Source organism: Mycolicibacter senuensis, assembly GCF_003284925.1.
GTDB classification, from domain to species: Bacteria; Actinomycetota; Actinomycetes; order Mycobacteriales; family Mycobacteriaceae; genus Mycobacterium; species Mycobacterium algericum_A.
The window spans coordinates 1-13,914 of the sequence record NZ_QMEX01000097.1; the positions used below are offsets into that span (position 1 = coordinate 1).

Annotated in this window: 9 protein-coding genes; 1 reads left to right on the plus strand and 8 read right to left on the minus strand. The window is 69.3% G+C overall.

What is annotated here, in order from left to right; translation table 11 throughout:
* The 3 genes from pks13 to culp6 form a co-directional block, all read right to left on the minus strand.
* Positions 1-4,112 (minus strand): polyketide synthase Pks13 (gene pks13 / locus DQP56_RS17820; protein WP_435673879.1); only part of this gene is annotated, 4,112 nt, incomplete at its 3' end.
* A gap of 5 nt (positions 4,113-4,117) precedes the next feature.
* Positions 4,118-6,031 (minus strand): long-chain-fatty-acid--AMP ligase FadD32, encoded by a 1,914-nt coding sequence (gene fadD32, locus DQP56_RS17825; protein WP_112687646.1) that lies wholly within the window; start codon positions 6,029-6,031, stop codon positions 4,118-4,120.
* Between the two features lie 268 nt (positions 6,032-6,299).
* Entirely contained in the window at positions 6,300-7,367 is a 1,068-nt protein-coding gene (gene culp6, locus DQP56_RS17830; RefSeq protein ID WP_112687648.1) for a carboxylesterase Culp6, read from the minus strand.
* A gap of 161 nt (positions 7,368-7,528) precedes the next feature.
* On the opposite strand from culp6, the gene DQP56_RS17835 reads away from it, so the two are divergent.
* The gene (locus DQP56_RS17835) at positions 7,529-8,374 is read left to right on the plus strand and encodes an endonuclease domain-containing protein (RefSeq protein WP_165825060.1); all 846 of its coding nucleotides are present in this window, start codon (positions 7,529-7,531) and stop codon (positions 8,372-8,374) included.
* A 93-nt stretch (positions 8,375-8,467) separates the two neighbouring features.
* On the opposite strand, the gene DQP56_RS17840 is transcribed toward DQP56_RS17835, so the two are convergent.
* From DQP56_RS17840 to DQP56_RS17860, 5 genes are all read right to left on the minus strand, one after another.
* Positions 8,468-9,361: an esterase family protein gene (locus DQP56_RS17840; protein ID WP_112687650.1), complete on the minus strand. Its 894-nt coding sequence runs from the start codon at positions 9,359-9,361 to the stop codon at positions 8,468-8,470.
* 165 nt (positions 9,362-9,526) lie between these two features.
* Complete coding sequence (locus DQP56_RS17845; RefSeq protein ID WP_112687652.1) at positions 9,527-10,510, minus strand: esterase family protein; 984 nt, start codon at positions 10,508-10,510, stop codon at positions 9,527-9,529.
* 288 nt (positions 10,511-10,798) lie between these two features.
* The gene (gene aftB / locus DQP56_RS17850; RefSeq protein ID WP_112687654.1) at positions 10,799-12,811 is read right to left on the minus strand and encodes a terminal beta-(1->2)-arabinofuranosyltransferase; all 2,013 of its coding nucleotides are present in this window, start codon (positions 12,809-12,811) and stop codon (positions 10,799-10,801) included.
* Complete coding sequence (locus tag DQP56_RS17855) at positions 12,789-13,712, minus strand: decaprenyl-phosphate phosphoribosyltransferase (RefSeq protein ID WP_112687656.1); 924 nt, start codon at positions 13,710-13,712, stop codon at positions 12,789-12,791. The genes aftB and DQP56_RS17855 overlap by 23 nt, the downstream gene beginning before the upstream one ends.
* Positions 13,709-13,914: phosphatase PAP2 family protein (locus DQP56_RS17860; RefSeq protein WP_133258962.1), on the minus strand; the 206-nt coding region annotated here is incomplete at its 5' end. The genes DQP56_RS17860 and DQP56_RS17855, both read right to left, overlap by 4 nt.

Sequence of the window (13,914 nt, forward strand, 5' to 3'; positions counted from 1 at the left end):
GCGGCATCGGTTTCGGGCTCGGCCTGCGGGTCCGGTGCCGGCGCGGTCACGCTGGACACCGTGGCACCGGAGATGAGCGCGGCCTGCTCGGCGGCGATCTCCTCGGGCGTCAGGGTCTTCTGGTGTTCATGCAGCGCCTGGACCTCGTCGCGGTGCTCGACCGCGTATTTGATCATCTCGGCGACGTTGTAGAGATTGGCGTCGCGGACCGCGGTCAGCTGAATCGGCGGCATATCGAAGTCGTATTCGACCCGGTTCTTGATCCGTACGGCCATCAGCGAATCCAGGCCCAGCTCAATCAGCGGGACCTCCCACGGCAGGTCCTCGGGCTCGTAACCCATTGCCCCGCCGACGATCGCGCCGAGCCGGTCGGCGATGGTCTCGCCGGAATCCGGTGACCACTTGGCGAAGCCGGCGCCCAGGTTCGCGCCCTGGGTGAGGTTGTCATGCAGGATCTCGGCATCGTCGACCTCGGGTTCGGCCGGCGCCGCAACGGATGCTCCGGAACCCTCGGCGGCAATCGCCGTCCCGGCTCCGACCGCCATCGGCAGCGCCACGCCGCCCGCACCGCCGCGCGACACCAGCGCGTCGTAGACCAGTGTGAACGACTCACCGATGCGGGAGTGCACCTGCACCGACGCCCCGCCCGGGTGCCGGCTCAACGTCGTCACCAGCCGCGAACCCTCGGCCGGCACCGCCCGCTGCTCGGAGGCCACCAGCGTGGCATCCGGAAGCACTGCTGCCGCAGCAGCTTTCACCAGCGCGGCCAGATCGGTCTCACCGCGCGGGGCAAACTCGAACATGTGCCTGCCGTCCGGGGTCGCGATGTGCGAACCGGGCATGACACCGGTGGCGTCACCGGAGAAGCGGGCGTCGAGCCAGTGCGGCTTGCGCTTGAACCGGGTCGGCGGAATGTTGGCGAACTCCTCGGGGCCGACCGGGCCTTGGGTGTGCCGCGGGAACAGCGTGCGGATGTCCAGGTCGTGGCCGTGGACGTAGAGCTGGGCCATCGCCATCGTCATCGAGTCGACTTCGTCGGCCTTGCGGGCCAGGGTGGCGATCAGCTGGGCGTCGGGCAGCCCGGCGTCGGCAGTGGTCAGCCCCACCTGCATCAGCGCCACCGGGTTGGGCGCCAGCTCCAAGAAGGTGGTGTAACCGTTGTCGACGGCGTTGCGCACCCCGTGGGTGAAGTACACCGAGTGGCGCAGGCCCTTCTTCCAGTAGTCGACGTCGTGGATCGGCTCGGCGCCGGGACGGATATAGCTGCCCTCATGCACGGTGGAGAAGTAGCCGCAGGCCAGCGGCATCGGCTCGATGCCCTGCAGGTCCGCGGTGAATTCGCCCAGCAGCGGGTCCATCTGGGCGGTGTGGCTGGCGCCCTTGGTCGCGAACTTGCGGGCGAAGCGGCCCTCGGCCTCGGCGCGGGCGATGATCGCATCGACCTGCTCGGGCGGTCCGCCGATCACGGTCTGAGTTGGTGCGGCGTAGACGCAGACCTCGAGGTCGGGGAAGTCGGCGAAAACGGTTTTGATCTCCTCGGCGGAGTACTCGACCAGCCCCATCAGCCGGATGTACTCGCCGAACAGCATCGCCTCGCCCTCGCCCATCAACCGGGCGCGCGGCACGATGATCCGGACGGTGTCGCGCAGCGAGAGGCCGCCGGCGAAGTAGGCGGCGCCCGGCTCGCCCAGCGACTGGCCGATCATGGCCCCCGGCGTGGCGCCGTGCGCGCGGAGCAGTTCGCCGAGCGCGATCTGGATCGCGAAGATCACCAGCTGGACCGCTTCGATCGGGTACTCGACGGTGTCGCCGGTGTAGTCCACCGCGTCGTCGAGGATCATCTCCAGGATCGAGACGCCGCGTTCGTCCTGGATCAGCGCGTCGACGCGTTCGATCCACTCGGCGAAGATCGGATCCCGCAGATAGAGCTCTTTGCCCATCTTGCGGTGCTGCGCACCGAATCCGGCCAGCACCCACACCGGCCCGTTGGTCACCGGGCCGTCGGCGGAGTAGACGTTGGGCTTCGACTTGCCCTCGGCGACCGCCCGCAGACCGGCGACGGCCTCGTCGTGGTCGTGGGCCAGCACCACCGCGCGAGACCGGCCGTGGTTGCGTCGCGACAGCGCCCGGCCGATCGACTCGAGCGGGGTGGCCCGGCCTTCCTCGCTGTCGATCCAGTCGGCCAACTCCGCAGCGGCGGCCTTCTTGCGTGAGGTCAGGAAGGCCGAAATCGCCAGCGGAATCAGGGGTTTTGCGGGCTCGCGGGCCGCCAGCTCGGCCAGTGCGGCCTCGCGTAGTCGCACCGCCTCCTCGGTCAGCCCGGGCAGCGGGTAGTCCTCGTCGCCGGTCGCGGCCGGCTCGTCATGGATGAACTCGCCGTACTCGTCGAAGCGGGGCGCCTCGTGCTCGAGCACCGGATCCTGTTCGGCGACAGGCTCTTCGGGCTCGCTGGGAGCTTCCTTTTCCACCACGTCGCGCGGCAGCACCTCGCGCACCACCAGGTGCGCGTTGGCCCCGCCGAAACCGAAGCCGGACACCCCGGCCACCGCGTAACCGCCGTAGCGGGGCCAGTCGGTGGCGGTGTCGGCGACCTGCAGGTGGGTGGCGTTGAAGTCGATGTAGGGATTGGGGCCGGCGTAGTTGATCGACGGCGGGATCTTGTCGTGCTGCAACGCAAGCACGATCTTGGCCAGGCTGGCCGCTCCGGCTGCCGACTCCAGGTGTCCCACATTGGATTTCACTGCGCCCAGCAGCGCGGGCTTGTCAGCGGCGCGGCCGCGGCCGACCACCCGGCCCAGCGCCTCGGCCTCGATCGGGTCACCCAGGATGGTGCCGGTGCCGTGCGCCTCGATGTAGTCGACGGTGCGCGGGTCGATGCCGGCGTTCTTATAGGCCTTGCGCAGCACGGCTTCCTGCGCGTCCGGGTTGGGCGCCAACAGCCCATTGGAGCGGCCATCGTGGTTGACCGCGGAGCCGGCGATCACCGCGAGGATCTGGTCGCCATCGCGGCGGGCGTCGTCGACCCGCTTGAGCACCAGCACACCGCCGCCTTCGGCGCGCGAGTAGCCGTCGGCGTCGGAGGAGAACGACTTGATCCGGCCATCGGCGGCCAGCACGCCGCCGACCTCGTCGAAGCCGACCGTCACCAGCGGGGTGACCAGCGCGTTGACGCCGCCGGCCACCACCACGTCGGCCTCGCCGTTGCGCAGCGCCTGCACGCCCTGGTGCACCGCCACCAGCGACGACGAGCAGGCGGTGTCGACGGCCACCGACGGTCCGCGGAAGTCGTAGAAGTAGCTGACCCGGTTGGCGATGATGGAGCTGGCGTTACCGGTGATGGCATACGGGTGGGTGATGCTCGGGTCGGACAGCGCCAGGTTCTGGTAGTCGCCGTTGGACGAGCCCATGTACACCCCGACCGCTTCGCCGCGCAGGCTCGACGCCGGGATGCGGGCGTGTTCCAGTGCCTCCCAAGTCAATTCGAGCGCCATCCGCTGCTGCGGGTCGATGTTGTCGGCTTCCATCTTCGACAGCGCGAAGAATTCGGCGTCGAACCCCTTGATGTCGGACAGATAGCCACCGCGGGTGCGGGCCTTGGCGACCCGCTCGGCGATGCGCGGCTCCGCCAGAAACTCGCTCCAACGGCCTTCGGGCAGGTCGGTGATCGCGTCGAACCCTGCCAGCAGTTTTTCCCAGGTCTCCTCGGGAGAGTTCATGTCGCCCGGGAAGCGGGTGGCCAGACCGACCACGGCGATGTCGTCGACATCGGCCTCACGCGACCAGTCCTCGTCGCCGGAATGATCGACGACCACCGGCTCGCCCTCGATGATCACCGTGGCCAGCGCCTCGATCGTCGGGTGCCGGAACGCCACCGTGGCCGACAGGGTCACGCCGGTGAAGTCCTCGATGTCAGAAGCCATCGCCACCGCGTCGCGCGAGGACAACCCGAGTTCGATCAGCGGGGCGGTCTCGTTGATCTTCTCCGGCGGCTGCCCGGTGGCATTGGCCACCCAGTTGCGCAGCCAGGCCCGCATGTCGGCGACGGACAGGTCGGTGCGGCTGGTGCCGCGCAATGCTGCGTCGTCGCCGGTCATCTGCGGTGCCTCACTCATCGGACTCAGGCCTCGTCGGGGTAGGCGTTGGGACCGGTGGTGCCGCCGCGCAGGCTGCCGTCCAGGTAGGCGGCCCGGCAGGCACGCCGGCCGATCTTGCCGCTGGAGGTGCGCGGCACCGACCCCGCCGACACCAGCAGCACGTCACGCACGGTCACACCGTGGCGCACCGCGATCGCCGCCCGGATGTCGTCGGCGATGGGCTGGTGATCCAGCTTGTGGGCGCCCGGGGCGCGCTCGGCGACGATCACCAACTGCTCGGAGCTGTCCTCGGGGTCGAACTTCAGCCCGGAGTGCGGGTTGTCGAACGCCTCGGCCGGTAGCTGGTTGGCCGGCACCGAGAACGCCGCGACGTAGCCGGTGCGCAGCGCCCGGCTGGCCTCCTGCGCGGAGTACTCCAGGTCCTGCGGATAGTGGTTGCGGCCGTCGATGATCACCAGGTCCTTCACCCGACCGGTGATGTAGAGCTCGTCCTGGTAGTAGGCGCCGTAGTCGCCGGTACGCACCCAGAAGCCGTTCTCATCGGCGCCCTCGGCCCGCGATGGGCTGTTTCGCGCCTTCAGCACGTTCTTGAAGGTGTCGATGGTCTCCTGCTCGCGGTTCCAGTAGCCGCTGCCCATGTTGTTGCCCTGCAGCCAGATTTCGCCGATCTGACCGTCGGGCAGCTCGGTGGCGGTGTCGTAGTCGACGATCACCGTCCACTGGTCGACGCTGACCCGGCCGGCCGAGGCCTGCGCGACCGCGTTCGGGGCGTCCTCGGGGACCTCGACGAACCGGTTGCCGTTGTTGAGCTCCTCGCGGTCGACGTAGATGATCCGCGGGCCCTCCTCGGGCGGGGTGGTGGAGACGAACAAGGTGGCTTCGGCCAGCCCGTAGGACGGCTTGATCGCCTCTTCCCGGAAGCCGTACGGAGCGAACGCCTCGCTGAACCTCCGCAGCGACGCCGCCGAGACCGGCTCGCTGCCGTTGAGGATCGCCTTGACGTTGCTCAGGTCCAGCGGCGGGTCGCCTTCTTTGGGCAGCCCGCGGGCCGCGGCGTGCTCGAAGGCGAAGTTGGGAGCCGCCGAGTAGACCTCACCGGTCTCGCCCTCCTTGCGGGCCAGCTCGCGGATCCACCGGTGCGGCCGGCGCACGAAGGCTGCCGGGCTCATGAAGGTGAACTGCTGACCGAGCACGCTCGACAGCAGAATGGTGACCAGGCCCATGTCGTGGAAGAACGGCAGCCAGCTGACGCCCCGGTCGCCTTCGCGGCCCTTGAGGGAATCCAGCAACTGGACGACGTTGGTGGGCAGGTTCAGGTGGGTGATCTGCACGCCGGTCGGGGTGCGGGTGGAGCCGGAGGTGTACTGCAGGTAGGCGATGGTGTCTCGGTCGTACTCGGGCATCACCCAGGTCGATCCCACCTCGGCGGGCACCGCGTCGACCGCGATGACGCGCGGCCGGGCGTTGGCCGGGCGGCTGCGGAAGAACTTGCGCACCCCCTCGGCGGAATCGGCGGTGGTCAGCACCGCCGACGGGGTGCAGTCGTCGAGCACCGCGTGCAACCGGCCCACGTGGCCGGGCTCGCCCGGGTCGAACAGCGGCACCGCGATGCGCCCGGAGTACAGGATCCCGAAGAACGACACCAGGTAGTCCAGGTTCTGCCCGCACAGAATCGCCACCCGGTCACCCGGCTGCGTGACCTGCTGCAGGCGGGCCGCCACCGCGCGGTTGCGGGCGCCGAACTCCGACCAGGAAAGCTCACGGGCCACGCCGTCACGCTCGGTGGAGTAGTCCAGGAAGCGGTAGGCCACCTTCTCCCCGCGCAGTGCGGCCCAGCGCTCGACGGTCTTCACCAGGTTGGCGTTCTCCGGGAACCGGATCTTGCCGTCCTTTACGAACGGGTTGTGGTATGCGGCCTGTGCTGGTGCCGGGGCCATGCAAAATCTCCTGTCGCGAACATACGTTCAGTCGGCTGCCGGGCGCGGCCGGCCGCGTGGTGTGGTCCGTCGCGCGGGCCCGGGACCTCACAGATGGTAGCGGGATTCCGATACCCCTCGACGCCTGCTGCTGGTCCCGCGGCCATGAGCCGCATGCTCTTAAATTCTTCTTAATGTTAGAGGTCGGCGCGGCGTGTGCCAAATCAAACGGTACCGCGTCTGACGGCCATGTAGGGGTTCACGCGCGGCGGCTCCAACTTCGCCAGATTCAGCCGTGTGGCGGATGCGGGGCGTTGTCCACCAGCTCGCGCGCCCAGTTCAGCGTCCACTGCGTGGCGGACAGGCCATCTTGGCTCCAGACCTCGGTGGTGCCGTACAACGCGTGCACCGGCTGACCGGCGCCACCGGCCAGCGTCTCCAGGGTGGCCGGCAGCTTCCCGATGCTGAACGCCTCTTGCGGGGCGGCGCAGATCAGGTCACCGCGCGCGCAGATCTCGTTGGTGCGCTCGGCCAGGTCGCCGAAGCCCCCCTCGCGCGCGCCGGTCATGGTCAGCCCCATCCCGGACAGGATCGGCAGCTCGTGCAGGGTCACCTCGGCGCCCTGCCCCGGCGGGGTCGGCGGCACATTGATACCGCTGTCGGGACCCTCCTGGCGGCGGCCGTCGGCGATCAGCGTCACTCCCAGCACCAGGTCCTCGTCGACCGGGCCGCGCCCGTTGCCGATGTCGCTGGCCACATCACCGGCGATCACCGCGCCCTGCGAGAAGCCGATCAGCACGTAGCTGGTCAACGGGCACTTCTCGTTCATCTCGGTCATCGCCTTGATGGTGTTGCGGGTGCCCTCGGCGCGGCTGTCGTTGTAGCTCATCTGCTTGTCGGCCGACAACGGATTGTGGAACTGCGCGGTGTAGGGAACCGTGTAGGTCTGTACCCGGGAGGCGTCGAACTGCTCGGCGATCGGGCGGGTGACGGTGAGCAACAGCGCAATGGGGAACTGGGTGGGGTTCAGCGGATCGTCGGTGGGCGAGGTCTCCCAGGTGCCGGGCACCGAGACGAGTTGCACGTCCGGGCAGCTGGCGTCCTGGTAGGCCGGGCGGGGCTTCTTGGCCCGCGGCGGCGCCGAACTGGTCGGCGGCACGCCCTCCGACGGCTGATCCGCGATCGGCGGCGAGCCGGGGTGCCGGATCCAGATCACCACGACCACCGCCACCAGCGCCACCGCCAGGGCCATCGCACCGGCGGCCACCCACGCCAGCACGCGCCGCCGGTTGCGCAGTGCTTTCGCCGGGGATTTACGGGGGGATTTCGCGGTGGACTTGCGTGCTTTCTTGGCCATATCGCCTATAACGGTACAGATCGCCGGCTTTCACCATTGATGCTGCGCTGAGGGCGGTGGTTACTCGCACTCTTGCGCCCTGAGCGCAGCGTCAACGCGAGATCGGTGGTGCTGTGGATCACCGTCGACGCGCTGGGAGCCGCCGCGGCCACCATCTGGGCATGACGGATCCCCAGATGCCCTTTCTCGGCAGTGCGGCGTTGGCGGCCGGTGACCTGACCCGCTACGAGTTACGTCGCCATCACGTCGCGGTGCTCCCGAATGTGTACCTGCCGGCACGCACCCGCCCGAGCCTGCTGCAGCGCACGGTCGCCGCCTGGCTGTGGTCCGGCGGCCAGGCGGTGGTCGCCGGGGCCGCGGCCGCTGCGCTGCACGGCGCCAAATGGGTCGATGCCACCGTTCCGATCGAACTGATCTCGCCCAACACCCGGCCTCCGGCCGGCGTGCTGACCCGCAATGACCTACTGCTCCCCGGCGAGCAGCAACTCCGCCGCGGCATGGCGGTGACCACGGTGGCGCGGACGGCCTTCGACCTGGGGCGGCGTGGGAGCCTAGGCCAGGCGGTCGCCCGGCTGGACGCGCTGGCCAACGCCACCCGCTTCCACACCGCCGAGGTGCTCGATCTGGCCCGGCGCCACCGCCATACCCGCGGTCTGCGTCAGCTCGAGTGCGCGCTCGACCTCGTCGACGCCGGCGCCGAATCGCCGAAAGAGACCCGGTTACGGCTGCTGTTGATCAACGGCGGCTTTCCCCGCCCGACCACCCAGATCCCGGTCCCGGGGCCGGGCGGTCTCCCGAAATACTTTCTGGATATGGGGTGGGAAGACCTCATGCTCGCGGTCGAGTACGACGGCGAGCATCATCGCACCGACCGGGCGCAGTACGTCTGGGATGCCACCCGGCTGGAGTACATCCGGCAACGGGGCTGGACGCACATCAAGGTCCTCAAGGAACACCGCCGCGACGACATCCTCCGCCGCGTCAGGGCCGCCTGGACCACACGTTGACGCTGTACTGTGGGCGCGGCTTACTCGCACTTTTGCGCCCTGAGTGCACTGTCAACGCAGGACTACGTCACGCAGGACTACGTCAACGCAGAGTCACCGGATCGCGCCGACGATGTCGCCGACCATCGCCCCCAGCTGCGACGACCACGAACCCCAGCCGTTGTCACCGCCGGAGAAGTCGAAATGGCCGTTGCGGCCGCGCGCCTGGCGGTACTGCATGTTGAAGAACCGCCCGCTGCCGGCCGCCTCGGCCGGGTCGCCGATCATCGCGGCCGGGTTGGAAGCGCCGCCCATCGGGGCGTAAACCCAGACCCGGGTGTTGTTCTGCGCCAGCAGGGTGGCGTGCACCGTCGGGTCGTGCCACTTCCAGCGACCCAGCTGCGGCGCGCCCCACATGCCGTACGGGTCGACGCCGCCGAAGTTCTCCAGGCCGGCGCTGATGACACCGCTCTCGGTGGTGTGCGACGGGTTCAAGAATCCCGACATCGAGCCGGCGAAACCGAACCGGTCGGGGTGGAAGGTGGCCAGCGCCAGCGCGCCGTAGCCGCCCTGGGACGCGCCGACCACGCCGTGCCCGCCCGGCGCCAGGCCCCGGTTGGCCGCCAGCCAGTCCGGCAGCTCGCTGGACAGGAAGGTGTCCCACTGCTTACTGCCGTCCTGCTCCCAGTTGGTGTACATGCTGTAGGCGCCGCCGGCCGGTGCGACCACCGAGACACCCTTGCCGGCCAAGGTGTTCATCGCGTTGCCCGCGGTCACCCAGTTGCTCACCTCGGGGTGGGCGTCGAAGGCGTCGAGCAGGTAGACCGCGTGCGGGCCCTGGTTGAGGAACGCCACCGGGATATCGCGGCCCATCGACGGCGACGGCACCATCAGGCTCTCGTACGGTGCGGCCTGAGCGCTGGAACCGACGATCGCGCCACCGCCCCACATGCCCAGGGTCAGCACGGTCACGCACAGTGCCCGCCACAACTTCGACAGTCCGCTCATACCCACCTCGCTCGTCGGCACAGATTTCGTGGTGTCACCCGCCGCTGGTCGCGCGCCCTGACTCCGCAAGGTAGTCAATCACACGGCACCGGCGGGCAGGACAGAAAACGGTCGACGGCGGCGACCCGCAGGTCGCCGCCGTCGGCGGTACATCGTTGCTGCTGACTACTCGCCCGAGCCGGTGCTCTCGCCGCTGTTCGGGGTAGCGCCCAGGTGGCTCTGCAGGTCCGGCTTCATCGCCTGCAACTGCTGACCCCAGTACTCCCAGGAGTGCGTGCCGTACTCGGGGAAGTTGAAGATCGCGTTGCTGCCGCCGGCAGCGGTGTAGAGCTCCTGGAACTTCTTGTTGGCGCCGATCATGAAGTTCTGCTCCAGGAAGACGGCCGGGATGTTGTCGCCGCCCAGTTCGTTGGCCTTGCCGTTGCCGCAGAAGACCCACAGCCGGGTGTTGTTGGCGACCAGCTTGTCGACATTGACGGTCGGGTCGTTGCGCAGCCACGCCGGGTCGTTGTCGTCGCCCCACATGTCGTTCTTCTTGTAGCCACCCGCGTCGCCCATCGACAGGCCGATCCAGCCCTTCCCGGTGGACGGGTTGAGGTAGCCCGACAGCGAACCGGCGTAGGTGAACTGGTTCGGGTGGTAGATGGCCAGCGTCATCGCCGACGAACCGGCCATCGACAGGCCGACCGCGGCGTTGCGGCTCTGGCTCACGCCGTACTCCGACGCCAGGTAGGCCGGCAGCTCACGAGTCAGGAAGGTCTCCCACTTGTAGGTGGAGCAGCCCGCCTTGCCGCAGGCCGGCTTGTACCAGTCGCTGTAGAAGCTGGACTGCCCGCCGACCGGCATGATCACCGAGATGCCCGAGTTGAGGTACCACTCGAACGCCGGGGTGTTGATGTCCCAGCCGTTGAAGTCGTCCTGGGCGCGCATGCCGTCGAGCAGGTACAGCCCCGGGGAGTCCGAGCCGCCCGGCTGGAACTGGACCTTGATGTCGCGGCCCATCGCCGCCGAGGGCACCTGGAGGTACTCGACCGGCAGACCCGGCCGGGAGAAGGCGTTGGCCTCCGCGGTACCACCGGCGGCACCAACCAACCCCGCAAGCAGGGCCGCGCCGAAGGCGGCGACCATCAACCTGTCAAGCAACTTCATCCTGGGCATCCTCATTCGTCTCGTTGCCGTGCTCATAACGTGGGCCCGAGCCGGGCCAGATCTGCGCGCGCGTGCGCGACAGTGCCGGTGTAGTCAACCACAGAAGGCCGAGATCGGGCTCTTAGACTTCTGCCACCACCCGCCGAATGGGCCGGACGCCGGTTTCTGCGGCGACCGCCATATTGCGCTCGCGCCACCATACGAGCCGGTGGGACCGACCGCGCGGGGTAGCTGCGGCCGACGCGGCATGACGTCCATCACATTTTCGGAACCGCCGAACACATACCGTCACGGCACGTCGGGCGGCATCCCGGTGTAGGGCGGGCGGGTCGGCTCGGGTACGGCCAGACCGCAACGGATCAGCTCGTCGCGCGGCACCCGCTCGATGCGGTACCGGGTGTAGCTCGCCGCGTGCAGCACATTGGACAGGAACCGGCGCGGGCCCATCGGGGCGCGCACCGAGCCCAGCACGGCGGCGGTGTCGGGGCAGCGCAACGCCGCCTCGGCCTGCGCGACCCAGTCCTGGTCCAGGTAACCCGGGATCAGCGGATACCACTTGACCCACGGGCCGTCGGCCACCACGAAGTCCCGGAACAGGTCCTTGTCGTGGCCGATCCGGCCGTGGTCGAGCCGTTCGGTATGCGCCGCAATCGGATTGGCCAAGCCGATCTGGTCGAGCAGCCGGACGTCGAGGCCGGTGTTCATGCCCAACATGCCCAGGTTCGTGAAGAACACGGTGTGCGGTCCGGTGTCACCGGGTTGAGGATCGGTGGGCACGCCGATCCCCGGGGGCGGCGGCAGGATGACCGGGACGACGTCCCACTGGTCGTAGTTGCCCGATGGCAACAGCAGCGCCCCGTCCGGGGTGGCCTCGATGGTGGCCAGTACCGCGCGCATCCGCGGGTAGCCGAGATAGTCCGCGGCGGTCAGCGGGTGGGCGTGGCCGGTGGCCTGCGAATAGAACCGCCGCTCGTCGACGATCCCGGAGTAGGTGACCCGGGTGGCGTCGTAGCCCATCCCGGGCGAGTTGGCCGCCCACAGTGCCCAGCCGGCCACCGCCACCCACAGCAGGCCGACGGCGCCGCTGAGCGGGTAGCCGGCCTCCCGGTGGAAACGCGCACCGTCGGGCAGCAGCACCGGGATGACGGCCACCGGGGCCAGCATGCAGAACAGTGGCGCCAGCAGCACTCGGCCGTGCATGAAGTCGCCGCCCTGGCGGATCCAGTAGGCGCCCTGCAGCAATCCGCTGATCACGAAGAAGCAGACCACCGCCGCCGGGCTCTGCACCAGCCGCGCCCACCTGCCGACACCGCGCGGCACCGGACGCCGCGGGCGGCGGCGCACCGCGGCGCCCACCCACAGCGCCGCCCCCAGCGCCGTCAACAGCACGGCGGGCACCCATAATGCGTAGGGCGCGTTGAAGTTCGCCAGATAGATCATGCCCTGCGACCACTTGTCGCCGGCGGCGTCCTTGGCCAGCGCGGTACCGGGCACCAGCAACCCGTAGTAGCCCATCCGGAAGATCTGGTAGGCCACCGGAAGCGCGCCGCCGGCCACCAGGATCAGTGCCCGGGGCCGCCACTGCCGGGGCGCCGCGATCAGCAGCATGATCAGTGCGCCGCCGCCGATGAGCGCCAGCTCGGGACGCACCAGCACGCTGGCGCCGGCGACGAAGGCCAGCCACGCAGTGAACACCGGGCCACGGGCCCGCGACCGTGGCATCCGCAGCGCCTGCGACCAGCAGACCAGCATCCACCACAGCAGGCCCAGGTAGGCCAGCACCAGCCCGCTCTCCAGCCCGGAGGTGGCGAAGTCGCGGGCGGGCGGCAGCGCGATGTAGACCAGCGCCCCGGCCGGCAGCAGCAGCGCGCGGCGACCCTGCAGGTTGGGTGCGTACAGCCGGGTGGTGCCCAGCATCAGCAGCGCCACCCCGGCCAGGCTGAGTGCCAGGGCGAACACCAGCGCGATGTACTCCATGCGCATCGGCCCGCCGAGCCAGCTACCGAGGTACATCAGGTAGGTCCAGACCGTGGAGGTGTTGGCCTCCACCCGTTCGCCGGCATTGAACACCGGGCCGTTGCCGGCCAACAGGTTCCGCACCGTGCGCAACACGATCAGCCCGTCATCGGAGATCCAGCGCCGCCGCCATGCCCCGACCCCGAACAGCAGCAGCACGACGGCCACCGCCGCCCACGAACTCAGTCGTACCGACGGGGTGTAGGCGACCGCCGGCCAGCCCAACGGCCGGACCCGGGGGTCCGGTGTCCGCAGCCCTCGGCTAGCCGAAAACGACGGCAGCACCGATGGTTCCGATCCAGGCCAGCGCCATCAGCTGGAGCACCCGGTCGCGCCGCAGGATGTCCTCGGGCTCACCGGCCATGCCGCCGTCGACGTCGACCGCGTAGCGCAGAATCGCGACGATGATCGGGATGATGGTCACCGCGTACCACGAGCCGGAACCGTTGTCGCGCTCGAAGGCGAACAGGCTGTAGCAGACCAGCATCGCGGTGGCCGAGGCCGTCCAGACGAACCGCAGGTAGGTACCGGTGTAGCTCTCCAGCGACTTGCGGATCTTGGCGCCGGTCTGCTCGGCGAGTTGCAGTTCGGCGTAGCGCTTGCCGGCCACCATGAACAGTGACCCGAACGCCATCACCAGCAGGAACCATTGCGACAGATAGATGTCGGCGGCCGCGCCGCCGGCGATCGCCCGCAGCAGATACGCCGACGACACAATGCAGATGTCCAGCACCGCTTGATGTTTCAGCCCGAAGCAGTAGGCCAGCTGCATGGCCAGATAGATCGCCATCACCAGCGCAAGGCTGAGGCTGAGCGACCACGAGATGAACAGCGACGCCAGTCCCAGCACCGCCGCCAAGCCGTAGGCCAGCCCCACCGGGACCACCCCGGCCGCGATCGGGCGAAACCGCTTGGTCGGGTGCGCGCGGTCGGCCTCGACATCCTGGGCGTCGTTGACCAGGTACACCGCCGAGGCCGCCAGGCTGAACGCCACGAACGCGATCAGCGCCTTGCCGGCGACATCGGCGTAGTCGTAGTGCACGTCACCGCCGAGCGCGGCCAGCGGCGCGGCCAGCACCAGGACGTTCTTCACCCACTGGCGGGGCCGCATCGCCTTGATGATGCCGGTGACCAGGTTCGCCGGCGGGCCCGTCTCGGGCGCCCGGCCGTCCACGTGTGCACTCATCCGGCGCCTCCCGAGTTGTCCAGGCGGATCGCGGCCGCGGCGACCGCGGCTCCGACGACGACGCCGGTGGCCACGTCGCTGGGATAGTGCACCCCCAGCACCATGCGGGACAACGCCATCGGCGGCACCAGCACCGCCGGCAGTGCCTTCGCCGGCAGCCCGGCCGCCCGTCCCAGCAGAATCGCCGCCGCGGTGGTGGAGG